This window comes from Kitasatospora sp. NBC_00070, from assembly GCF_045041205.1.
Classification (GTDB): domain Bacteria; phylum Actinomycetota; class Actinomycetes; order Streptomycetales; family Streptomycetaceae; genus Kitasatospora.
In genome coordinates this window covers 1,845,425-1,866,339 of record NZ_CP108247.1, presented here as the reverse complement: position 1 = coordinate 1,866,339, position 20,915 = coordinate 1,845,425, and the positions used below count along the sequence as shown (strand labels likewise).

General features: G+C 73.4%; 23 protein-coding genes. 11 read left to right on the top strand and 12 right to left on the bottom strand.

From position 1 onward, the window contains the following. Positions 1-137: 137 nt before the first annotated feature. Positions 138-1,502 (top strand): MATE family efflux transporter, encoded by a 1,365-nt coding sequence (locus OHV05_RS08650; protein ID WP_405017132.1) that lies wholly within the window; start codon positions 138-140, stop codon positions 1,500-1,502. Here the strand turns inward: OHV05_RS08650 and OHV05_RS08645 are convergent. Both OHV05_RS08645 and OHV05_RS08640 read right to left on the bottom strand, forming a co-directional pair. Continuing rightward, positions 1,440-2,903, bottom strand: a complete 1,464-nt coding sequence (locus OHV05_RS08645) for an MFS transporter (protein ID WP_405017131.1) — start codon at positions 2,901-2,903, stop codon at positions 1,440-1,442. The genes OHV05_RS08650 and OHV05_RS08645 overlap by 63 nt on opposite strands. Then, positions 2,900-3,457, bottom strand: a complete 558-nt coding sequence (locus OHV05_RS08640; protein ID WP_405017130.1) for a TetR/AcrR family transcriptional regulator — start codon at positions 3,455-3,457, stop codon at positions 2,900-2,902. The genes OHV05_RS08645 and OHV05_RS08640 overlap by 4 nt, the downstream gene beginning before the upstream one ends. A 223-nt stretch (positions 3,458-3,680) precedes the next feature. Here OHV05_RS08640 and OHV05_RS08635 point away from each other — a divergent pair, with 223 nt between their 5' ends. From OHV05_RS08635 to OHV05_RS08625, 3 genes are all read left to right on the top strand, one after another. Next, on the top strand, positions 3,681-4,133 hold the full coding sequence (locus OHV05_RS08635) for a hypothetical protein (RefSeq protein WP_405017129.1): 453 nt from the start codon (positions 3,681-3,683) through the stop codon (positions 4,131-4,133). 292 nt (positions 4,134-4,425) lie between these two features. Then, positions 4,426-6,744, top strand: a complete 2,319-nt coding sequence (locus OHV05_RS08630) for a glycosyl hydrolase family 18 protein (RefSeq protein ID WP_405017128.1) — start codon at positions 4,426-4,428, stop codon at positions 6,742-6,744. A gap of 239 nt (positions 6,745-6,983) precedes the next feature. Further along, positions 6,984-8,216, top strand: coding sequence for a serine hydrolase domain-containing protein (locus OHV05_RS08625; protein WP_405017127.1), 1,233 nt, complete (start codon positions 6,984-6,986; stop codon positions 8,214-8,216). Between the two features lie 54 nt (positions 8,217-8,270). Here OHV05_RS08625 and OHV05_RS08620 read toward each other — a convergent pair whose 3' ends face one another. From OHV05_RS08620 to OHV05_RS08610, 3 genes are all read right to left on the bottom strand, one after another. After that, entirely contained in the window at positions 8,271-9,329 is a 1,059-nt protein-coding gene (locus OHV05_RS08620; protein ID WP_405021414.1) for a glycoside hydrolase family 19 protein, read from the bottom strand. 267 nt (positions 9,330-9,596) lie between these two features. Continuing rightward, positions 9,597-9,995: an ACT domain-containing protein gene (locus OHV05_RS08615; protein WP_405017126.1), complete on the bottom strand. Its 399-nt coding sequence runs from the start codon at positions 9,993-9,995 to the stop codon at positions 9,597-9,599. A 49-nt stretch (positions 9,996-10,044) separates the two neighbouring features. Further along, on the bottom strand, positions 10,045-10,425 hold the full coding sequence (locus OHV05_RS08610) for a hypothetical protein (protein WP_405017125.1): 381 nt from the start codon (positions 10,423-10,425) through the stop codon (positions 10,045-10,047). Positions 10,426-10,538: 113 nt separating this feature from the next. On the opposite strand from OHV05_RS08610, the gene OHV05_RS08605 reads away from it, so the two are divergent. Next, on the top strand, positions 10,539-11,408 hold the full coding sequence (locus OHV05_RS08605) for a sterol desaturase family protein (protein ID WP_405017124.1): 870 nt from the start codon (positions 10,539-10,541) through the stop codon (positions 11,406-11,408). On the opposite strand, the gene OHV05_RS08600 is transcribed toward OHV05_RS08605, so the two are convergent. The 3 genes from OHV05_RS08600 to OHV05_RS08590 all read right to left on the bottom strand — a co-directional run bounded on the left by OHV05_RS08600 (position 11,330) and on the right by OHV05_RS08590 (position 13,016). Continuing rightward, the gene (locus OHV05_RS08600) at positions 11,330-12,268 is read right to left on the bottom strand and encodes a serine/threonine dehydratase (protein WP_405017123.1); all 939 of its coding nucleotides are present in this window, start codon (positions 12,266-12,268) and stop codon (positions 11,330-11,332) included. The genes OHV05_RS08605 and OHV05_RS08600 overlap by 79 nt on opposite strands. 52 nt (positions 12,269-12,320) lie before the next feature. Then, positions 12,321-12,668 carry a DoxX family protein gene (locus OHV05_RS08595; RefSeq protein WP_405017122.1) on the bottom strand — a complete coding sequence of 116 codons (348 nt, stop codon included), beginning with the start codon at positions 12,666-12,668 and terminating at the stop codon, positions 12,321-12,323. 132 nt (positions 12,669-12,800) lie between these two features. Continuing rightward, complete coding sequence (locus OHV05_RS08590) at positions 12,801-13,016, bottom strand: hypothetical protein (protein WP_405017121.1); 216 nt, start codon at positions 13,014-13,016, stop codon at positions 12,801-12,803. A 388-nt stretch (positions 13,017-13,404) separates the two neighbouring features. Here OHV05_RS08590 and OHV05_RS08585 point away from each other — a divergent pair, with 388 nt between their 5' ends. Beyond that, a complete protein-coding gene (locus OHV05_RS08585) occupies positions 13,405-14,109 on the top strand; it encodes a bifunctional DNA primase/polymerase (protein ID WP_403032868.1) in 705 nt (234 codons plus the stop codon). 18 nt (positions 14,110-14,127) lie between these two features. Here OHV05_RS08585 and map read toward each other — a convergent pair whose 3' ends face one another. Beyond that, positions 14,128-14,973, bottom strand: coding sequence for a type I methionyl aminopeptidase (gene map, locus OHV05_RS08580; RefSeq protein ID WP_403032865.1), 846 nt, complete (start codon positions 14,971-14,973; stop codon positions 14,128-14,130). 97 nt (positions 14,974-15,070) lie between these two features. On the opposite strand from map, the gene OHV05_RS08575 reads away from it, so the two are divergent. After that, entirely contained in the window at positions 15,071-15,298 is a 228-nt protein-coding gene (locus OHV05_RS08575) for a hypothetical protein (RefSeq protein ID WP_405017120.1), read from the top strand. Positions 15,299-15,305: 7 nt separating this feature from the next. Here OHV05_RS08575 and OHV05_RS08570 read toward each other — a convergent pair whose 3' ends face one another. Continuing rightward, positions 15,306-16,613, bottom strand: coding sequence for an MFS transporter (locus OHV05_RS08570; protein ID WP_405017119.1), 1,308 nt, complete (start codon positions 16,611-16,613; stop codon positions 15,306-15,308). A gap of 43 nt (positions 16,614-16,656) precedes the next feature. Next, positions 16,657-17,229 carry a hypothetical protein gene (locus tag OHV05_RS08565; RefSeq protein ID WP_405017118.1) on the bottom strand — a complete coding sequence of 191 codons (573 nt, stop codon included), beginning with the start codon at positions 17,227-17,229 and terminating at the stop codon, positions 16,657-16,659. Between the two features lie 66 nt (positions 17,230-17,295). Between OHV05_RS08565 and npdG the strand changes: the two genes are divergently transcribed. The 4 genes from npdG to OHV05_RS08545 all read left to right on the top strand — a co-directional run bounded on the left by npdG (position 17,296) and on the right by OHV05_RS08545 (position 20,004). Further along, positions 17,296-17,964 carry an NADPH-dependent F420 reductase gene (gene npdG / locus OHV05_RS08560; protein WP_405017117.1) on the top strand — a complete coding sequence of 223 codons (669 nt, stop codon included), beginning with the start codon at positions 17,296-17,298 and terminating at the stop codon, positions 17,962-17,964. 72 nt (positions 17,965-18,036) lie between these two features. Continuing rightward, positions 18,037-18,222 carry a hypothetical protein gene (locus tag OHV05_RS08555; protein ID WP_403032851.1) on the top strand — a complete coding sequence of 62 codons (186 nt, stop codon included), beginning with the start codon at positions 18,037-18,039 and terminating at the stop codon, positions 18,220-18,222. Between the two features lie 55 nt (positions 18,223-18,277). Further along, positions 18,278-18,928, top strand: coding sequence for a ThuA domain-containing protein (locus OHV05_RS08550; RefSeq protein WP_405017116.1), 651 nt, complete (start codon positions 18,278-18,280; stop codon positions 18,926-18,928). Further along, positions 18,913-20,004 carry a Gfo/Idh/MocA family protein gene (locus OHV05_RS08545; protein WP_405017115.1) on the top strand — a complete coding sequence of 364 codons (1,092 nt, stop codon included), beginning with the start codon at positions 18,913-18,915 and terminating at the stop codon, positions 20,002-20,004. Before OHV05_RS08550 ends, OHV05_RS08545 begins: the two co-directional genes overlap by 16 nt. Here the strand turns inward: OHV05_RS08545 and OHV05_RS08540 are convergent. Beyond that, on the bottom strand, positions 20,001-20,816 hold the full coding sequence (locus tag OHV05_RS08540) for a site-2 protease family protein (protein WP_405017114.1): 816 nt from the start codon (positions 20,814-20,816) through the stop codon (positions 20,001-20,003). The two genes, OHV05_RS08545 and OHV05_RS08540, sit on opposite strands and share 4 nt — an antisense overlap. Positions 20,817-20,915 lie beyond the last annotated feature (99 nt).

The window sequence follows — 20,915 nt, the reverse complement described above, 5'->3', positions numbered from 1 at the left end:
GATCGCCAAGCCCGGCCCTGACCAGCACTTTCGATCTTGTACTTTCGTCCCTAGGCGGCTCTCGCCCGCCACCGATACCTCTAGTGAATGTGCCCTCGTCAGAGGCGCATTGACGAGGTTTCGGGGGAAGAGAAGACGTGCGGGTACATGTGTCACGGCTGGCCGGACTGGCCTGGCCGGTCTACGTCGAGCTGCTGTCGGGCGTGATCGCGTCGATCATCACCACGTTCTGGGTGGCCCGGCTGGGCGGTCCGGCGGTGGCCGCGGTCACCCTGGCCACCGGCATCGAGCACCTGCTGCTCGGGCTGGTCCTGGTGGTCAGCTCGGGCACCAGCCTCCGGCTGTCCCGGGCCCGCGGTGCCGGGGACACCGCCGAGGTGGGCCGGGTGAGTTCGACCGCGTGGTGGCTGTGCGGCCTGGGCTCGGCCGCCCTGGCCGTCCCGGGGACGCTGTACCGCGAGTCCGTGGCCGGGCTGTTCCTCGACGGGCCGGCCGCCCGCCTGGCCGCCGGCTACCTGGCCGTCGCGTTCCCGGGCCTGCTGGTGTTCTTCGCCCAGAAGGTGGCCGACGACCTGTTCAAGGGGGCGGGGGACACCCGGACGCCGATGCGGACCGCGCTGCTCGGCAACCTGCTGCTGTTCGCGCTCGACCCGCTGCTGGTCTTCGGCGTCGGACCGCTGCCCACGCTCGGGGTGGCCGGTGCCGCGCTGGCGCTGGTCGGCTCGCGCGCCGTGGCGCTCGCGGCCGCCCTGGTGCTGCACCGCCGGGTCCGGGTGCCCGGGCGGGCGTCGGTCCGGACGGCGCGTCAGATCCTGTCCGCCGGTCTCTCGTTCGGCGTCGACTTCACCGCGCGGATGGCGGTCGGCATGGTGCAGCTGGGTCTGGTGGCCTCGTTCGGCGTCGCGGCGGTGGCGGGGTACGGCATCGGCTACCGGACGCTGCTGGTCGCGACCATGGCGTTCTACGCCATCCGGCAGGTCGCCGGGATCGAGGCCGCGCGGTGCGCCGGGGCCGGCCTGGCGGGCCGACTGCCCGTCCTGGCCCGGGACACGGCCGCGCTGGCCGCACTGGTCGGCCTGGTGGCCACCGTCCTGTGTGCCACCGCCGCCGGACCGCTCACCGAACTCTTCACCCGGGACCCGGCGGTGGCGGCGGAGGCCCGGGCCTTCCTCCGGCTGATGTGCTGTTACCTGCTCCCGTACGCACTGGTGGTCGGCCTCGGCGGGGTCCTCCAGGCGGCCGGGCGGGGCCGGGCCCTGGTGCTGGCCACCGCGCTGGGCTTCGCGGTCCAACTCCCCACCGGGTACGGGCTGTCGCGGCAGATCGGCGTGAACGGCGTGTGGCTGGCGATGGCCGTCGGGGCGCTCACCCAGCTCGCCGCGTACCACCTGCTGCGGATCGTCCCCCGCAAGGCCCCGGGCGCCCACCGGCGGCCCCGCTCACGCCGGTCGACGGTTCCGCTCGCCGCGCACCGGCGGGTGGAGCGCACCGGCGCCGTCTGACGGTCGGTCGGGCTCGCGGGCGCCCTCCGACGGACGGTCGGGCTCGTCGTGGTCGTCCCCGGCCGACCGTCGGGCGGCCCGGTGCCGGGTCGGCCCCGGGAGCCGGGTGGCCAGTACGGCGGCGGTCACGGCGGCCAGCGCGGCGAGGGGCAGCAGGGCGGCGCCGGTGGTGAGTCCGAGGGTGGTCAGGGTGGCCGCCGTGGCGATCCCCAGGGTGGGGCCGAGGTTCATCGCGGTCTGCTGGAGACCACCGGCGACCCCGGCGGTCTCCAGGGCGGCCCGGTGGACGATGACGGCGGTCGCGGTGACCATCACGGTGCCGAAGCCGGCGCCCAGCAGCAGGAAGCCGGCGGTGGTGTCGTACCAGCCGGAGGACCGGTCCAGCCGGGCCAGCAGCAGGATGCCCAGGCCGATCAGCAGCAGGCCGGTGACCGCGGTCGCCCGGGCGCCGTGACGGCGGGTCAGGACGGGCGCCGCCACTGCGGACAGCACCATCAGCACGGCCAAAGGCAGCGCGCGCAGCCCACCGGCCAGCGGGTCGAGGAGGAGCACGTTCTGCAGGAAGTAGGTGGCCAGGAAGAGCGTCCCGAACATCGCGGCCGAGGCGCCGGTCAGCACGCCGAGCGCGGGGCCTGCGGCCGCCCGGCGGAGGAGGCCGGCGGGCAGCAGGGGGTGGGCGGTCCGGCGTTCGTGCCGGACCAGCAGGAGGGCTGCGGCCAGGCAGCCGGCGGCGCCCGGCAGGCTGACCGTCGGCAGGGCGGTGAGGGTGTGCACCAGGGCGGCCAGGGTGAGGGCGAGCAGGGCGGCGCCGGGGAGGTCCAGCCGGACCTGGTGGGTGGATTCGGGCAGCCGGACGACCAGGGCGAGCAGACCGACCAGCAGAGCGGGGGCGACACCGAGCAGGACCACCGCCCGCCAGCCGAGGTGGCTGGTGAGCGCGCCGCCGGCCACCGGTCCGGCGGCGGCCGCCAGGCCGATCGCGGCGGTGCGCAGGGCGATCGGCGGGCCGAGCCGGTCGGCCGGATAGGCGGCGCGGAGCATGCCGAGGGTGGCGGGCTGCAGCAGGGCGCCGAAGACGCCCTGGACCACCCGCAGGCCGATCACCCAGCCGATGCCGGGGGCCAGGCCGATGGCCGCCGAGGCGGCGGCGAAGCCGAGCACCCCGATCGCGAACACCCGCCGGTGGCCGTACCGGTCGCCGAGGCGGCCCGCGAAGACCAGCAGCGAGGCGACCGCGATCAGGTAACCGGTGCTGGTCCACTGGACCTGCGCGAAGCCGGCGCCCAGGTCGCGCTGCAGGGACGGTTGGGCGACGGTCAGCACGGTGCCGTCCAGGGCGACCACCACGGCGCCGGTGATGCTCCCGGCCAGGGTCAGGTGCTGTCGGCGGCGCGGGTTCACCGGGACTCCGGACCGAGGTGGGCATCCAGGACCGAGCGCAGCAGGGGCTCGAAGTCATCGGTGCCGGTGGCGAGTTGGATGCTGCCCCAGCGGCCGAGCTGGGCCAGGCCGTGCAGGTTGGCCCAGAGCGCGCCCGCCACCACGGCCGGGTCGGGCCGGAGCTCGGCGACCAGCTCCACCAGCAGCCCGAACAGCGGCAGGCTGGTGTCGCGCAGGCCGAGCCCACCGCTCTCCAGCAGGTCGTGGCGGAACATCAGCTCGTACATGCCGGGGTTGCTCCGGGCGAAGTCGAGGTAGACCCGGGCCAGTTCGGCCAGGTGGGCCCGGGGCGCGCCGCCGGTGACCAGGGCCGCCCGGCCGCCGAGCTGCCCGAAGCCTTCGCGGGCGATCGCGGAGAGCAGCGCCAGGTGGGTCGGGAAGTACCGGCGCGGGGCGCCGTGCGAGACCCCGGCCCGGCGGGCGATCTCCCGCAGCGAGAGAGCCTGCACCCCTTCGTTGTCCAGCAGTTCGACCCCGGCGGCGATCAGCCGGGTGCGCAGGTCCTCGGTCGTCATGGACCCTGTCTACCAGGCCGCGTAGACAGTGTCTACTCGCGGGCAGAGCTCGGCCCCGGCGGTCGGTCGGGAGGGGGTGGTCGCGGGGCCGGCGGTGTTGCTCCGCACCCGGCCGGGGTTGACGACATGTCCATCATGACAGCTCAGGCGGCCTTTTCGTAGGACCAAGGGCACAGCTCAACGATCTTGTCCGGCCTGCCCGGTGACCCGCAGACTCGCCGTCATGAATCACTACGGGAACGTCGACCGGGATGCGGTTCTCCGAGCACAGGTGCTGCTGCTCGGGTCCGGCATCGGAATCCACCAGGAGATCGCGGCGTACCGGACACTTGCGGAGATCAGTCCGCTGACCTACCTCGCCCGGCTGGCCCGGGCACTGCTGACGCTTGGTCAGGAGCAGCTCGCCGGCCGGCCGGAGGAGCAGCTCGCCGTCGCGCTGGAGGCGGCCGACGTGGCCAGGCGGCTGGCGGCGGTGGAGCCGCACCGGGACCAGCTGCTCATCGACGCGTTGCGCGAGCAGGGCCGTCTGCTGGAGGCCCTGGGGCGGCCGGGCGAGGCGTCGGCGGCGCGGCGGGAGCTGGCCGAGGTCGGCCGGCTGGGCTTCGCGGCGGGTCGGTTGGAGAGCCCGACGGGTGATCCACGCCCGTTCGGGCGCCGGGGTGCGTCCGGTCGCTGACGCCGGACCTGCCGGGGTGGGCCACCGCGAAAGGATGGAAACTTTCTTTACCTTTCGCGGCGGCCACCCGGCTGACCAGGTGGAACGGTCCATCGATCAGGTAAAGAGCGGCTGCTGACTGCCGATCAGTGACGGCAGGGGCTATTGACGGCCTCATTGGTCCAGTCCAATCTGTCACCTGTCGTACCCAGGTACGACCCCGAGGGCTCCCCATCCCCCACCGGGTGGCCCGTCTCCCCGAGTCGGGTCGCTGCACCGCCGGAAACCCCACTCATCCGGAGGAACGTCACCCATGCTCGAACGAGCCCTGCCCGGGCGCCCCGTCGCGCCCCGGGCCACCTCACGGCGCAGAGCGGGCGCGCTCGCGCTCGCCGCCGCGCTCTCCACCGGCAGCGTCGCAGTGGTCGCGTCACTCGACTCGGCCTCCGCCGCCACGGTCAATCTGCTGTCCAACGCCGACTTCGAGGCCGGTGCGCTGACCGGCTGGAGCTGTGCGGGCGGCAGCGGGTCGGTGATCGGCAACCCCGTGCACGGCGGCTCGTACGCGCTGAGCGCGGCGGCCACCGCCGGTGCCACCGCGCAGTGCCAGCAGACCGTCACAGTCCAGCCCAACACCACCTACACGCTGGCGGGTTGGGTGCAGGGCAGCTACGTCTACCTGGGCGCCACCGGCACCGGGGTGAACGCACAGACCTGGACCCCCGCCGCCACCGGCTGGAGCCAGCTCTCCACCAGCTTCAAGACCGGGGCGGGCACCACCTCGGTGACCGTCTTCACGCACGGTTGGTACGGCCAGGGCACCTACCGGGCCGACGACCTGACGCTGACCGGCCCGGGTGGGTCCAGTCCGTCGCCGAGCGCCAGCGTGAGCGTCTCGCCGTCCAACAGCACCAGCCCCAGCCCGAGTTCGAGCCCGAGCGGCAGCCCGTCCGGCAGTGCCAGCCCCAGTGCCAGTCCGAGCGGCAGCCCCAGCCCGTCGAGCAGCCCGACCGGCCCGGTCGGCGACGGCAAGGTGAGCACGCCCACCGGCCTCAAGGTGGAGCGGACCACGCACAACGCGGTGGTGCTGTCCTGGCAGCCGTCCACCGACCAGACCGACAACGTCCCGGCCTACAAGGTCTACCGCCAGGGGCAGTTGGTGGCCACCTCGATGGGCACCAGGGTCACCGTCAGCTCGCTGCTGCCCGGCACCACCGCGAGCTTCAGCGTGCAGGGCTACGACGCGGCGGGCCACGCCTCCGGCCAGTCCGTGCCGGTCACCGCGACCACGGCGGCGGCCCCGGCCACCAGCCCGTACCGCTCGGCCTACTTCGACCAGTGGGGCGTGTACGAGAACACCTACTTCGCGAAGAACGTCGACACCAGCGGCTCGGCCGCCAAGCTGGACGTGATCACCTACGCGTTCGCCAACATCCACCCCACCTCGCACACCTGCTTCGAGGCCGTGAAGGCGTCCGACGCGGGTCACGAGGACAACCCCAACGCGGGTGACGGCGCGGGCGACGCGTACGCCGACTACCAGATGGACTACACCTCGGCGACCAGCGTGGACGGCACCACCGACGTCTACGAGCAGCCGATCAAGGGCAACTTCAACCAGCTCCGCCAGCTCAAGGCCAAGTACCCGAACCTGCGGCTGACCATCTCGATCGGCGGCTGGACCTACTCGAAGTACTTCTCCGACGCGGCCTCCACGGACGCCAAGCGGAAGGCGTTCGTCTCCTCCTGCCTGACCATGTTCCTCAAGGGCGACCTGCCGAAGAACGTCGCGGGCGACCCGTCCGGCGGCGTGGCGGCGGTGGCCGGTCTGTTCGACGGGGTCGACCTGGACTGGGAGTACCCGGCCTCGGCCGGCGGTCACACGGGCAACCACACCTCGCCCGCCGACAAGCAGAACTTCACCCTGCTGCTCAAGGAGTTCCGCGAGCAGCTGGACGCCTACGGCGCCCCGCTCGGCAAGCGCTTCCTGCTCACCGCCGCACTGCCGGCCGGGCAGGACAAGATCCAGTACCTGGAGACCGACAAGATCGGCGCCTACCTGGACTACGCCGACGTGATGACCTACGACATGCACGGCGCCTGGGACGCCAAGGGCCCGACCAACCACCAGGACCCGCTGCACGACAGCCCGGCCGACCCGGCCACGCCGATCACCCCGGGCAGCCGCAAGTACAACGTGGACACCGCGCTCACCGCGTACACCACCGGCCTGCCGGAGTACGGCATCCCGGGCGGCTTCCCGGCCGGCAAGCTGGTGCTCGGCATCCCGTTCTACTGGCGGGGCTGGACCGGTGTGCCGGCCGGTGCCGACTTCGGTCTCTACCAGACCGCGACCGGCCCGACCCCGGCCAAGCCGCTCAGCCAGGAGGCCGGTCTGGCCGCCTGGCGGGAGCTCACGCCGACCGCGGCCACCACGCACTGGGACCCGGTGACCGAGAGCTCCTGGATCTACGACGGCACCAACTTCTGGACCGGTGACACCCCGCAGGCCGTCCAGGCCCGTGGCGCGTACGCCAAGTCCAAGGGGCTGGCCGGAATGTTCGCCTTCGCCCTGGAGAACGACGACAACGCGGGCAGCCTGCTGAACGCGATGTCCACCAGCCTGAACTGACCCATGAGCGGCCGCGGCCCGCACTCCCTCCCCGGGGTGCGGGCCGTCGGCGTCCCTGATCGGTTTTCGGCCACCACCCCAAGACGGGGTAGGGGTGCCGCCCCCCGGCAGGGGGAGAGGCGGTTCGGTCTCCGGGAGGAGAGCGGGTGGACCTGGGGCGGACGCGGACGCAGGGGCCCGGCTGTGAGAGTGGAGCAGCCGGAAGGGACTCCGGGCGTACTACCGAGGGGAACTGAGTGATGCTCAACGGACGGACCCGGACGGGTCTTCGGGCGGCGGCGGTGGCGCTGGCCGCCGCCACGGTGGTGGGCGTGCTGGCGCCGGTCGCGGGGGCGGCCGCGGCAAGCGGGGAGGCGCCGGCCGCGGCGGCGGCTACCGCCCGGACCGACCGCGCGGCGCTCGACCGGGCGCTGGGCGACGTGGTCGCCGTCGGCGGGGCCAGTGCCGCACTCGGCCGGGTGGTGCAGGACGGCCGGACGGTCTGGCAGGGCGGGGCCGGGAAGGCCGACCTGGACAGCGGCGCGCCGGCCCGGGCGGACGGCCGGTTCCGGATCGGCAGCACCACCAAGACCTTCGTCGCCACGGTGGCGCTGCAACTGGTCGCCGAGCGGAAGGTGCAGCTGGACGCGCCGATCGAGCGCTACCTGCCGGGTGCGGTGCCGAACGGCGGCACCATCACGGTGCGTCAGCTCCTCAACCACACCAGCGGCCTGTACAACTACACCGGCGACCCGAGGCTCGGCCTGAGCGAGGAGGCGCTGCCGCAGTGGGTGGCCACCGGGCGGTGGACCAGCTACCGCCCGCAGGACCTGCTGACGATCGCCAACGAGCATCCGCCGGAGTTCCCGCCGGGCACCGCCTGGTCCTACTCGAACACCAACTACATCGTGGTCGGGCTGCTGATCGAGAAGGTCACCGGCCGCAGCTGGCAGCAGGAGGTGGAGCGGCGGGTCATCCGGCCACTGGGCCTGCGGGACACCACGATGCCGGAGACCTCGACGGCGGTCCCCGGGCCGCACGCCAAGGGCTACCTCAGGGTCGGCGACACCCGGGCCGACGTGACCCGGCTGAACCCGTCGATGGCGGGTGCGGCGGGCGCGGGGATCTCCACCACCGCCGACCTGGCCAGGTTCAACGCGGCGCTGCTCGGTGGCCGGCTGCTCCGCCCGGCCGAGCTGACGGAGATGAAGACGCCTTCGCCGCAGGCACTGGAGGCCGGGCTGGCGTACGGTCTGGGGCTCTACCGGACCACCCTGCCGTGCGGTGACTTCTGGGGGCACGACGGTGGCATCCCCGGGTACTCCACCCTGCTGATGGGTGATGCGACCGGCCGCCGGCAGATCAGCTCCTCGGTCAACCCGCTGGACGGCAACGCGCAGACCGGACGGGTGGTCGAGGCGCTGACCGCGACGATGGCCTGCGGTCCGGGCACCCCGGCCGCAGCGGCCGCTCCGGGCGCGAAGCTCGGCTGAGGACGAGGACAGGGGCGGGTGCGCCCGACGGGGGTGCGCACCCGCCCCACCGGGTCAGCAGCTCAGGTTCGAGCCGGCCACCGTGCCGAGGATCTGGACGAAGTTCTGGTACGCGTTGATCCGGCTCTGCACCTGGGCGGGGTTGCCGCCGTTGCACTCCAGCGAGCCGTTGATGCTGCGGATCGTCTCACCGAAGCCGTAGCCGTTGACCATCGCGTTGTGCGGGGTCATGGTGCCGGGGCCGCTCTGGGTGTTCCAGTACCAGAGCGCGGTCTTCCAGGCCACGGCCGCGTCGGTCTGCACCAGGTTGGGGTTGTTCAGCAGGTTGATGCCGAGCGCGTCCCCGGCCGCCTTGTAGTTGAAGTTCCAGCTGAGCTGGATCGGACCGCGCCCGTAGTACGCGGCCTGCCCGGCCGGGCAGCCGTACGACTGCGAAGTGTCGCAGTAGTGCGGGTAGTTGGCGGTGTTCTGCTCGACCACGTAGACCAGGCCGCCGGTCTCGTGGTTGACGTTGGCCAGGAAGGCGGCGGCCTCCTGCCTGCGGACGGTGTCGCTGCCGGTGGCCGCGAAGCCCGGGTAGGCGCTGAGCGCGGCGGTCAGCCCGCTGTAGGTGTAGAAGGAGTTCCGGCTCGGGAACATCTGGTTGAACTGGGCCTCGCTGACCGGGAATCCGCCGGGGTTGACGGTGGGCGTCGGGGTGGGGGTCGAGCCGCCGCCGCAGGTGTACGGGTCCCAGTACCAGGTGCTGATCACCGGGTCGTAGCCCGGGTTGTCGTGCTCGGCGACGTAGTACTTGCCGTCGGTGTACCGGACCACGGTGCCGGCGGTGTAGGTCTGACCGGCCACCCAGGCGGGGTAGCTGCAGGTGCCGCCGGTCGGCGTCGGGGTCGGCGTGCCGCCGCCTCCGCCGCAGGCGCCCTGGTCGGCCCAGACGCCCGAGCCGCCGGTGCTCGGGGCCTCGCCCTGGGTCCACCACTTGGCGGACCAGTTGTGCCCGTTGTACGAGGCGGTGGTGCCGCCCACGTAGACGGCGGAGGAGTTCCAGGCGGTGGTACAGCTCGCGGCCGAGGCGGCGGCGGGCATCAGGAGAGCCAGGCCGACCGCGACGACCATCGCGGTGAGCAGGGCCAGGAGTCGTTTTGTCGACACTTCATCACCCCTACGTGCGGTGGGGGCCGCACGATCGACTACAGATGCGTCCGGTGTGGGGGGCCCGCCGGGAAGCGGGGCCGGTACGGGACTGTGTGAGGGGACTCAACCGCAGTGGTCTACACCTGTCAAGAGCGGACGGGCGATTGGACCGTGCCACCGGCAGCACGGCTGACGGCCCGTCAGCGTACGTACACCGATACCCGATCAGCGCGCGGGACCTCCCGCGCCTCAGGACTGCGAGGCGGCCAGCCGCTCCAGGGTGGCGACGGCGCGTTCGGCGTCGGCGGCCGCGACGAACAGGTGGTCGTGGTGGAAGCCCGCCACCACGTTGCAGCTGATGTTCTCCTCGGCCAGCCGGGTGGCCACCGCCGCCGTGAGGCCGACGGCCTCCAGGGCGGAGTGGATCCGGAGCGTGATCCAGGCGGCCACGTACTCGTACGGCAGCCCGAGTGCGTCCGCCTCCTCCTGGGCCACCACCACGGTGGGGCCCTCGGGTTCGGCCACCGTGACGATCGGCTGGAGTCCGACCGGCACCCGGGCCGACAGCGTGCAGTACACGTACCGCCCGGGGTTGAGCTCCGGGCGCATCCCGCTCAGCAGCTTCCGCAGATCACTCTCACCGGCCATGGCTGCCACGGTAGCCGGTGCGGGTGGGCCGTGCGGCGGGCGACACGGATCAGCCCGTCCCGTCCGGCTCCCTGGCCGCGACGGCGCGGCGGACGCCCACCGCGCTGTCCGCCGCGAGGGCCCGGACGGTCGGCTTGGGGGTCGACCGGTGCGCGGCGACGGCCCGCCGCACCAACTCGTCGGGGTGCACCGCGAGCAGCGCCAGCCACTCCGGGCCGGTGGCGGGCTGGGCGGCCAGTGCGCGCAGCACCCCGATCCCCGTCGCGTCCCCGGCCCAGCGCACCGCCAGCTCCTCGGCCAGCGCGCTGGTCAGTCCGGTCCTGGCCGCCACCGCCCGGGCCACCTCCGGCTCCCCGGCTGCCAGTTCGCGCAGCCGGGCGGTGGTCGTCCCGGCCCGCCCGGCCTCCCTGATCAGCGCTGCCGTTCCCATCCGGCCACCCCCTCCGATGCTCCCCCTGCGGGCGACAGCCTGGCACGCCGAGGTGACGCCCCGTCAGTCCGGCGACCGGTCCCGTTCGACCCGGTGAGGCCGGACCGGCCCCGGTGGGTCCGCGCCGGTACGCTGCCCCGGCCGGTACGGACAAGGGCGGGGTGGACGTGGACTGGTTGTCGGAGTGGGGCGCCCGGCGGTCGGTGGCCGAAGTGGCGGCCGGGGCGCTGGCGGTGAACGTGGGGCTGTTCCTGGTCTCGGTGCTGGTGGGCGGCCGGCTGGTGCGCCGATTCGGGGAGCGGCGGGTGACGCCGCCGCCGGGGCCGGTCAGTCCGCTGGAGCGGGTGCTGATGGCGACCGCCGTGGCCCTCAACGCCGGTGTCGGGGTGGCCGGCTGGCTGCTCTGGCGGGCCGGGTGGATCCGGCTGTCGACCGACTCCGGGCCACGGGCGCTGGCCGAACTGCCGGCGCTCACCCTGCTGATGGACGCCCTGATGTACGGCGGGCACTGGCTGGCGCACCGGCGCCGCCTGTACCGGCTGGTGCACGAGACGCACCACCGCTTCCCGGACCCGGGGCCCGCCACGCTGTTCGTGCTGCACCCGCTGGAGGCGCTGGGCTTCGGCGGGACGTGGCTGGCGGTGCTCTGCCTGTGGGGGATGTCGGTCACCGCCGTCAGCGGGTACGTCGTCGTCAACCTGGTCTTCGGGCTCCTCGGCCACCTCGGGGTGGAGCCGTTCCCGGCCCGGGTCCGGCGGTGGCGGCTGTTCCGCTGGGTGGCGCTGCCGATGTTCCACGCCGGGCACCACACCGACCCCGGCGTCAACCTGGGCTTCTACACCACGGCCTGGGACCGGCTGTTCGGCACCGTCGACCCGGGCTACGACGCCGCGCGCACCGCCGATCAGCCGACCAGGTCCGAGGGGTCGGTGTTCGCGCCGCAGAGCACGACGGCGACCCGCTCGCCCGGGCCGGGGCGGTAGCCGCCCGGCGCCGTGAGGGCGGCCAGTGCGGTGGCCGCGCCGTGCTCGACCACCACCCGGCGCTGGTCCCAGAGGAGTTGACGGGCCCTCACGATCTCGCCGTCCGGCACGGTGACCGAGACGACGCCGTCCTGGCGGGCGGCGTGCAGGGCCATCTCGGAGGTGCGGCGGGCGCCGAGCGAGTCGGCCGCGACCGAGGAGACCGGGACGTCCACCACCCGGCCCGCCGCCAGCGCGGCGTTCAGCGCCCGGCAGTCCGACGGCTCGACCGCCACCGTGCGCAGGCCGTGCCGCCGGGCGGCGGTGGCCACCCCGGCGAACAGCCCGCCGCCGCCGACGGCGACCACGACGGTGTCCAACCCGGGCAGCAGGCCCAGGAGTTCCGCCACCAGGGTGCCGGCGCCGGCGGCGATCAGCGGGTGGTCGTACGCGTGCGAGGCCAGCGCGCCGGCGGAGCGGGCGAAGTCCTCGCAGGCGGCCAGCGCCTCGGCGTACTCGGTGCCGACCAGGCGGACGTCCGCGTCCAGGCCGCGCAGTTTGTCGACCTTGAAGCGGGGTGCGGTGGCCGGGACGAAGACGGTGGCCCGCACCCCCTGCTCCCGGGCGGCCCAGGCACAGGCCAGACCGGCGTTGCCACCGGAGGCGATGGTGACCCCGGCTGTCGGCAGGGTGCCCGCCTCGCGGTGCGCGGCCAGGAAGTTGACGGCGCCCCGGGCCTTGAACGAGCCGGTGTGCTGCATGAACTCGGTCGCGACCCAGACCTGGCCGGAGTCGTACGGCGCCACCGCCACCGGCCTGGCCCGGCCGGCGATCCGCCGCCCGGCCTGCTCGACGTCGGCGAAGGTCAGGGACTGCTGCATGGAGGGTGCTCCGCTCGGCTCGGTTGCCTCGTACGGTACCCGTCGCCCCGGGTCAGGCCGCGAGGCCCAGGCCGTAGGCGACCACCGCCGGGGCCAGGTACACCAGCGGGAACGGGACGTGGGCGTACGAGCGGGCCCGGATCACGGTGACCACGGCGCCGAGGTAGTAGAGGGCCAGGCCGACGGTGGCGGCGAGGCCGACCACCGGGAGGACGAGACCGGCCAGCAGACCGAGCGCACCCGCGGCCTTGGCCAGGCCGAGCGGGGTCCACCAGGTCCGCGGCACCCGGTACTCGACCATCGCCTGGACCACCCAGTCGGCCCGGGACAGCAGCGAGTAGGCGGAGAAGCCCGACATGGCGGCGGCCAGGACGGTGACGACGAGGTGGGCGTTCTGCATGGCGGTCTCCTCGGTGGGCGGCGTCCGGAGCGGGTTCGCTCCGGCACGTCTCACCGCATTGACCCGGTGGGGGACGCGAGTGTGACAGGCCCGGAAAAAACTTTTCCGGGCCGCCGGGAGGCTGAGGGGACGTCAGGCTTCGGGGTCGTACTCGTAGCGCCAGCGCCAGCGTCCCTTGGGGTCGTGCTCCTTGGCCCGGTGGTAGACCAGTGTGGTGGCGGGGGTCTCACCGTGGGCCGGGACCGGGACGCGGTAGGTCTTCGGGACGTTGTTGAACGGGGTCAGCGCGATGGGGAGAACCCGCCCGTCCAGCGGGCCGCCGTGGAATTCGGTGTCCGTGCTTCTCACGGTTCCACCCTACGGGGACGCTGGGGCGGCGGTGTGAAGGAGATCGGGAGCCGGTGTGACCAGCGCAGCACCGCCCCCGGTCGGAACGGCCCCCCCGGCACCCTTATCCTGCTCTGTACGCCCCCGGGGTTTCCCGGGTCGGCGGGCCCTCGTACGGGCCGGGTGAGGTGCGCACGGCGCGCCCGCCCGCCGAGCCTCAACTCTCGTGTCCGTACCGTGCCCCCGGGCGTTCGGCCGTCCGGCAACCCCGGCTCCGGCCTTCGGCGAAGCTGCCGGATCAACCGCGTCCCCGGGAGTAACGGGGCGGGCTCCGGCGTTGCGTCGGATGTTGCGTCGGTCGCTGTGTCACACCAGGCACGGCAACTACAGCAGGTGCGGAAGGGGCCCGATGGAAGCCAGCAGCAGCAGGTGGACCAGTTGGTGGCAGCGACGAGAGCGCGAGCGTGCCACCGCCGCGACCGGGGTGGACGCGGCAGGTCGACTGGATCTGCTGCTCGGTGCGGTGCGGGCGGGCTTCCCGCTGGCACCGGCCGCGCACCCGGCGGGGCACCGTTGTTCGTGCGACCGGGTCGGCTGTCCGGCGCCGGCCCAGCACCCCGTCTCGTTCGCCTGGCAGTCCCAGGCCACCGTCGATCCCGAGCAGCTGGCCCGCTGGCTGTCCCGTGACCCGCAGGCCAACTTCATCACCGCGACCGGCCGCGCCCACGACGTGCTGGACGTCCCGGCCGAGGCCGGTCGGCTGGCGCTGGAGCGGCTCGACGCGCTCGGCGTGCACGGTCCGGTGGCCGCGGTCGGCGAGGACCGCTACCTGTTCTTCACCGCCACCCGGGGCACCCCGGTGGACGAGGACGAGTGGTGGCCGAGCGTGCTGGACAGCACGCCCGACACCATGTCCGAGCACCCCGGCCTGCGCTGGCACTGCCGGGGCTCCTACACCCTGCTGCCGCCGGCCTCGCTGCCGGACGGCTCCGAGGTGCGCTGGCTGCGCGGCCCGGAGTACGCCCTGCCGGACGCGCTCCGGGTGCTCGACGTGCTGACCGACGCCTGTACCGAGGTGGGCGCGGTCGCCGAGGAGCAGTGGCTGATCGGCTGACCGCGCCCGCGCCGTCGGCTAAGGCAGCGTCAGGATCTCGGCGCCGTCTGCGGTGACCAGCAGGGTGTGCTCGAACTGGGCGGTGCGCTTGCGGTCCTTGGTGACCACCGTCCAGCCGTCGGCCCAGATCTCGTAGTCGTACGTGCCCAGGGTGAGCATCGGCTCGATGGTGAAGGTCATCCCGGGCTTGATCACCTCGGTGGCCCGCTCGCTGTCGTAGTGCGGGATGATCAGGCCGGAGTGGAACGACGTGTTGATCCCGTGGCCGGTGAAGTCGCGGACCACGCCGTAGTCGAAGCGCTTGGCGTAGGACTCGATCACCCGGCCGATCACGTTGATCTGCCGGCCCGGCCTGACCGCCTTGATCGCCCGGTCCAGGGACTCCCGGGTGCGCTCGACCAGCAGCCGGGACTCCTCGTCCACCTCGCCGCAGAGGTAGGTGGCGTTCAGATCGCCGTGCACGCCGTGGATGTAGGCGGTGGCGTCGATGTTGACGATGTCGCCGTCCTGCAGCACGGTCGAGTCCGGGATGCCGTGGCAGATCACCTCGTTGATCGAGGTGCAGACCGACTTGGGGAAGCCACGGTAGCCGAGGTCGGACGGGTAGGCGTCGTGGTCGCACATGTACTCGTGGGCGACCGCGTCGAGCTCGTCCGTGGTCACCCCGGGGGCGATCAGCTTGGCCGCCTCCGCCATCGCCCGGGCCGCGATCCGGCCGGCGATCCGCATCTTCTCGACGGTCTCCGCGGTCTGCACCTCGGGGCCGGTGTACGGGGTCGGCTTGGGCTTGCCGACGTACTCCGGGCGCGGGATGTGCGCGGGGACCTTGCGGATGGGGGACTGGATGCCGGGTACGAGAGCCATGGTCGCGAGTCTATCGGCCGGGTCGCGGAGCACCCGGCCGTGCGTGCGAAGCCCTGGGCGGGGCATGATCGTCACAGGACGACGGAGGGAGCAGTCGATGGTGTTCGGCAGGAGCAAGCCGACCGGCAAGCCCGGCGAGTGGTTCTGGTGCATCAAGCACGCCAAGGTCGAGGAGGGCCCGGAGTGCCCGGCCAAGGACCGGCTCGGTCCGTACGCCAGCCGGGAGGAGGCGGCCCACGCGCTGGAGACCGCCGCCGAGCGCAACCAGGAGTGGCGCCAGGACCCGCGCTGGAACGACGGTGACGGGGCCAGGCCGGAGAGCTGACCGGGGGTCAGGCGGCGGCCGCCTCCCGGGTGGCCGCCTCGGCCTCGTGCCGGGCCCGGACCAGCGCGACGTTCGGGTCCGTCCGGTCGTCGTAGCGCAGCAGCTGCGGCACCGCCGCGACCAGCCCGAGCACGCCGACCACACAGGCCAGGCCGCCGGCCCAGACCGAGCCGCGGACGCCGACCAGACCGGCCATCCCGCCGGCCCTGACCTGGCCGAGCTGCGGGCCGACCGAGTAGCTGAGCAGCTCCACCCCGGCCAGCCGGCCGCGCAGTTGGTCGGGGATGGACTGGTTCCAGACGGTCGACCTGGCCACCCCGCTGATCTGGTCCGCGCCCCCGGCGGCGGCCAGGCAGAGCAGCACCAGCCAGATGTCGCCGACCAGTCCGGCCAGCGTGATCGAGACGCCCCAGCCGAGCGCGGCCAGCACCAGCATCCGGCCGTGCCGGTGGATCCCCGAGGTCCACCCGCTGGTCGCCGAGACCACCAGCGCACCGGTGGCGGTGGCGCCGTACATCAGGCCGAGCGCCCAGTCGGCGCGCAGGTCGGAGGCCCAGAAGGCGTAGATCGCCACCGGGTAGGCGAACAGCATCGCGCAGGTGTCGATGACATAGGTGCTCAGCAGGTCGCGGCGGCCCCAGGCGTACTTGATGCCGGTGACGATCGCGCCCAGCGAGGGCTTGTCGGCGCCGGTCGACGGCGGGACGGCCCGCATCCGGGCCAGCAGCAGCAGCGAGACGCCGAAGGTGAGCACGTCCATCGCGTACGCGGTCTGCACCCCCGCCACCGCGACGATCACGCCGGCCACGGCCGGGCCCGCCACCGAAGCGGCGTTCCGGTAGAGCGAGTTGAGCGCGAAGGCGGCGGTCAGCTGGTCGTGCGCGACGATCCGCGGGGTGAGCGAGTCCAGTGCCGGGCGCTGGAGCCCGTCCACGGCGGCGACCAGCCCGGCCACCAGGTAGATCGGCCAGAGCACCGGGCTCGGCAGCAGCGCGTTCAGCAGCAGCAGCGAGGAGAGCAGCAGCAGCCCGGCCTCGGCGCAGAGCACCAGCTTGCGCCGGTCCAGCGCGTCGGCGAGCGCGCCGCCCCAGAGGCCGAAGACGATCAGCGGGACGAGTTCGACCGCGCCGATCAGACCGACCGCGAAGGAGGAGTTGGTCAGGTGCTTGATCTGCAGCGGCACCGCGACGTAGGTCAGGAAGCTGCCGAAGGAGGAGACGCAGCCCGAGCTCCAGAGCAGCCGGAAGTCCCGGGAGGACCGCCACGGGGTGAGGTCGGGCCGGATCCGCTGCCAGCGGGAGGGTGGGGTGGTCACGGGAAGCCATCCTGCGGCGGCCCGTCGGACGGCCGCAACCGAATTACCAGTGCGCGACGGGCGAGCCGGTGAGCCGCTCGGCGAGCCTGGCCAGCCGGGACGCGGGGGCCCCGGCGGCCGAGCTGACCAGGTGTTGGACCAGGTCGAACGGCTCGGGCCCGGCACCCGGCACGGTCAGCCGCTCGTGCACCAGTCCGGCCAGCTCCGGGTCGCCGGTGTCCACCGCGAGCACCGTCGCCCCGCCGCGCCGGGCGTCCCGCACCCGCTCCAGCAGCCCGGCCTCCGCCGCGGCGGGTGCCACCAGCAGCACGGTCGCGCCCCGCCGAGCCTCCGTCAGACCGCGCAGCCCGTACGAGAGATGGGCCGGCGCGCCGGACTCGACCCGGTGGCGCAGCAGGACCGGGGCCAGCCGGGTGACCCCCGAGCGGGTGGCCTCCTCGTCCAGATGGGCGGCCAGGTGCCAGGGTTCGTACGCCTCGGTGCCGACCAGCAGCAGGCCACGGGCGGTGCGGCGGCCCACCGAGCGGCGCAGCGCCCCGCCGAGGAGCAGGGCGGACTCGGGCCAGCCGGTACCGGCCAGCCGTTCGCGTAGTGCTGAAACTCTCACCGCGTCCATGGACCAAGAGGATGGAGCAGGCCCGCGGGCTTTGGCAGGATCTTCGACATGACTACCCACGAATCAGTGACTGAGCCCGCGCTGCCCGATGTCTCCGGTCTGGTGGTCGGCGTCCTCGGCGGCACCGGCGACCAGGGGCGTGGGCTGGCCTTCCGGCTGGCCCAGGCCGGCCAGCAGGTGGTGATCGGCTCCCGGACCGCCGAGCGCGCGGCGGCCGCGGCGGCCGAGATCGGCTTCGGCGTGCGGGGCGCCGACAACGCGGAGTGTGCCCGGCAGAGCGACCTGGTGATCGTCGCGGTGCCGTGGGACGGCCACGCCGCCACGCTGTCCGGGCTGCGCGAGGAGCTGGCCGGGAAGATCGTGGTGGACTGCGTCAACCCGCTCGGCTTCGACAAGCAGGGCGCCTACGCGCTCAAGCCGGAGGAGGGCAGCGCCGCCCAGCAGGCCGCCGCCCTGCTGCCGGACTCCCGGGTGACCGCCGCCTTCCACCACCTCTCGGCGGTGCTGCTGCAGGACGCGTCGATCGACCGGATCGACACCGACGTGCTGGTGCTCGGCGAGGACCGGGCGGCCACCGACCTGGTCCAGGCGCTGGCCGACCGGATCCCGGGTATGCGCGGTATCTTCGCGGGCCGGCTGCGGAACGCCCACCAGGTCGAGTCGCTGGTCGCCAACCTGATCTCGGTGAACCGCCGGTACAAGGCGCACGCGGGCCTGCGGATCACCGACGTCTGACCCCGTCGGGAGCGGTCGGAGCGGTCGGCGAGAATGGGGGCCGACCGTTCCCGGCCCTAGGAGTCCCGCGCCATGCCCCGCAACGCCCTCTTCGCCTCGATCATCTGTGTGCTCGCACTGGTCGCCGCCGTGGTCTCGCTGGTCCAGGGCCGCTGGCTGGGGCTGATCTGGATCCTGATGGCCGGCGTCTTCAGCAACATCGCCTGGTACCACCTGCGCCGGGCCCGTCAGGCGAAGGCGGTCCCGCCGCAGGGCTAGCCGGACCGGCCGTACCATGTAACATTTCACCGTCGGCCGACGGGGGGATGACGCGATGTCAGGTACGGCTCTGGTGGTGCGCGGCGGCTGGGCGGGACATGCGCCGGTCGAGGCCGCCGAGTGGTGTGTGCGGCTGCTCGAACGGGACGGTTTCCGGGTGCTGGTCTCCGATTCCTTGGACAGCTATCTGGACGACGGGCTGCTGGCCGCCACCGACCTGGTGGTGCAGTGCTGGACGATGGGCCGGATCACCGACGGCCAGGCCGCCGGGCTGTCCCGGGCGGTCCGGGCCGGGACCGGGCTCGCGGGCTGGCACGGCGGGATCGTCGACGCGTTCCGGGACTGCACGGACTACCAGCTGATGACGGGCGGTCAGTTCGTCCACCACCCGCGCGAGTTCGTCCGCTACCGGGTCGACCCGGTGGCCCCCGGGCACCCGGCGATGGCCGGGGTCAGCCCGTTCGAGGTGACCACCGAGCAGTACTACCTGCACGTCGACCCGGCGGTCGAGGTGCTCGCGAGCACCGTGTTCGCCGAGGACCCGGACCACCCCGAACTCGCGGGCACCGTCATGCCGGTGACCTGGACCAGACGGTGGGGCGCGGGCCGGGTGTTCGTCAGCACCATCGGCCACACCCCGGCCGACCTGGCCGTCCCCGAGGTGGAACTGATGACCAGGCAGGGGATGACATGGGCGAGCAGGTGACGGAGCTCCGGGTCGGCGTGGTCGGCGCGGGGAGGATCAGTGCGGTCTACCTGGACACCCTCACCCGCCTGCCCGGCACCAGGGTGACGGCGGTCGCCGACCTGGACCCGGCCCGGGCCGAGGCCGCCGCCCGTACCGTGCCGGACGCCCGGGCCGCCGGGCTCGACGAACTCTGCACCGCCGCCGACGTCGACCTGGTGCTCAACCTGACCGTCCCCGCCGCGCACGCCGAGGTCGCCCACCGCGCGATCGCCGCCGGCAAGCACGTGTACGGGGAGAAGCCGCTGGCCGCCACCACCGGCGAGGCCCGCGAGCTGCTGACCGCCGCCGCCTCGGCCGGGGTCCGGATCGGCTGCGCGCCCGACACCGTGCTCGGTACCGGTCTGCAGACCGCCCGCGCGGTGCTCGACTCGGGCCGGATCGGCACCCCGCTGGCCGCCACCGCCTTCATGACCACGCCGGGTCACGAACTCTGGCACCCCGACCCGGACTTCTACTACCGCCCCGGTGGTGGCCCGCTGTTCGACATGGGCCCGTACCACCTGAGTGCGCTGGTCACCCTGCTCGGTCCGGTCCGCCGGGTGACCGGCCTGGCCGCCACCCCGCGCCCGGTCCGTACGGTCGCCAACGGCCCCCGGGCCGGCACCCGGATCGAGGCCGAGGTGGCCACCCACGTCACCGGCGTGCTGGAGCACGTCGGCGGGGCACTGACCACCCTGCTGATGAGCTTCGACGTCTGGGCGGCCCGGCTGCCGGACATCGAGGTGTACGGCACGGCCGGCTCGCTCTCCGTCCCCGACCCGAACCACTTCGACGGCCCGGTCCGGCTGCACGGCGCCGACGAGGCCGGCTGGTCGACGCTGGCACCGAGCGCGGGCTACCGGGACGCGGCCCGCGGCCAGGGCGTGGCCGACCTGGCCCGCGCACTCGTCACCGGCACCCCGCACCGGGCGGGCGCCGAGCTGGCCCACCACGTGCTCGACGTCATGGAGTGCCTGCTCACCGCCACCACCGAGGGCCGCCAGGTCGAGGTGTCCAGCACCTGCGAGCGGCCGGCGGCCGTCCCGCTCGGCTAGTTCTTCCAGAAGCGGAACAGGAAGTCGCCGAGCGCGCTGAGCCGGGGGTCGACGCCGAAGAGCTCGACCGTCGAGTAGACCAGGTCGAAGAACCACCGGTTCACCTCGGGCTGCCAGAGCAGGGCGAAGACCGCGAGCAGCCCGTACGGGGCGAACGGCTCGACCGCGCGGCGGGTCTTGAGCGAGAGCCAGGGCTCGATGATGCCGTAGCCGTCCAGGCCCGGGACGGGCAGCAGGTTGAGCAGGGCCGCGCTGATCTGGAGCAGGCCGAGGAAGGCGAACGCGGCGGCCAGCGGGGAGACCGTCAGCCGGTGGCCGTCGATCTCGGCGAAGACCGAGGTGTCGTCCAGCCAGCCGGCCCCGACCGGGATCAGCAGGACCGCCGCGCAGAGCAGGTTCACCAGCGGGCCCGCCGCCGAGACCAGGCTGTGCTTCCAGCGGCCCTGGATGCGGTGCCGCTCGATGTAGACCGCGCCGCCGGGCAGGCCGATGCCGCCCAGGATCACGAAGACCACCGGGAGTACGAAGCTCAGCAGGGCGTGGGTGTACTTGAACGGGTTGAGGGTCAGGTAGCCCTTGGCGCCGATCGAGATGTCGCCGCCGTGCAGCGCGGTGCGGGCGTGCGCGTACTCGTGCAGGCAGAGCGAGACCACCCAGCCGGCCACCACGAACAGGAAGACGCCGAACCGGGCGCTGCCGTAGCCGGTGGCCAGCGCCCAGCTCGCCGTGCCGAGGGTCGCGAGCAGTACCCAGAACACCGGACTGATCCGGCGGTCCTCGCTGCGCGAGCGCTGGGTTTCGGCGAAGGTCATGGCGGGTTGGCTCCGATGTGTGGGAAGGACCGACGGTCGATCATGCCTGGACGGCGGTGCCCCGGACAAGGCGTGTCAGGTGAACGGACCGTCCGGGGC

Excerpts from the sequence above, each read along its gene's own strand:
- OHV05_RS08640 (WP_405017130.1), bottom strand. The coding sequence starts at position 3,457 with ATGACGACCGAGGACCTGCGCACCCGGCTGATCGCCGCCGGGGTCGAA.
- OHV05_RS08635 (WP_405017129.1), top strand. The coding sequence starts at position 3,681 with ATGAATCACTACGGGAACGTCGACCGGGATGCGGTTCTCCGAGCACAG.
- OHV05_RS08630 (WP_405017128.1), top strand. The coding sequence starts at position 4,426 with ATGCTCGAACGAGCCCTGCCCGGGCGCCCCGTCGCGCCCCGGGCCACC.
- OHV05_RS08625 (WP_405017127.1), top strand. The coding sequence starts at position 6,984 with ATGCTCAACGGACGGACCCGGACGGGTCTTCGGGCGGCGGCGGTGGCG.
- OHV05_RS08620 (WP_405021414.1), bottom strand. The coding sequence starts at position 9,329 with ATGGTCGTCGCGGTCGGCCTGGCTCTCCTGATGCCCGCCGCCGCCTCG.
- OHV05_RS08615 (WP_405017126.1), bottom strand. The coding sequence starts at position 9,995 with ATGGCCGGTGAGAGTGATCTGCGGAAGCTGCTGAGCGGGATGCGCCCG.
- OHV05_RS08610 (WP_405017125.1), bottom strand. The coding sequence starts at position 10,425 with ATGGGAACGGCAGCGCTGATCAGGGAGGCCGGGCGGGCCGGGACGACC.
- OHV05_RS08600 (WP_405017123.1), bottom strand. The coding sequence starts at position 12,268 with ATGCAGCAGTCCCTGACCTTCGCCGACGTCGAGCAGGCCGGGCGGCGG.
- OHV05_RS08595 (WP_405017122.1), bottom strand. The coding sequence starts at position 12,668 with ATGCAGAACGCCCACCTCGTCGTCACCGTCCTGGCCGCCGCCATGTCG.
- OHV05_RS08585 (WP_403032868.1), top strand. The coding sequence starts at position 13,405 with ATGGAAGCCAGCAGCAGCAGGTGGACCAGTTGGTGGCAGCGACGAGAG.
- map (WP_403032865.1), bottom strand. The coding sequence starts at position 14,973 with ATGGCTCTCGTACCCGGCATCCAGTCCCCCATCCGCAAGGTCCCCGCG.
- OHV05_RS08575 (WP_405017120.1), top strand. The coding sequence starts at position 15,071 with ATGGTGTTCGGCAGGAGCAAGCCGACCGGCAAGCCCGGCGAGTGGTTC.
- OHV05_RS08565 (WP_405017118.1), bottom strand. The coding sequence starts at position 17,229 with ATGGACGCGGTGAGAGTTTCAGCACTACGCGAACGGCTGGCCGGTACC.
- OHV05_RS08555 (WP_403032851.1), top strand. The coding sequence starts at position 18,037 with ATGCCCCGCAACGCCCTCTTCGCCTCGATCATCTGTGTGCTCGCACTG.
- OHV05_RS08550 (WP_405017116.1), top strand. The coding sequence starts at position 18,278 with ATGTCAGGTACGGCTCTGGTGGTGCGCGGCGGCTGGGCGGGACATGCG.
- OHV05_RS08545 (WP_405017115.1), top strand. The coding sequence starts at position 18,913 with ATGGGCGAGCAGGTGACGGAGCTCCGGGTCGGCGTGGTCGGCGCGGGG.
- OHV05_RS08540 (WP_405017114.1), bottom strand. The coding sequence starts at position 20,816 with ATGACCTTCGCCGAAACCCAGCGCTCGCGCAGCGAGGACCGCCGGATC.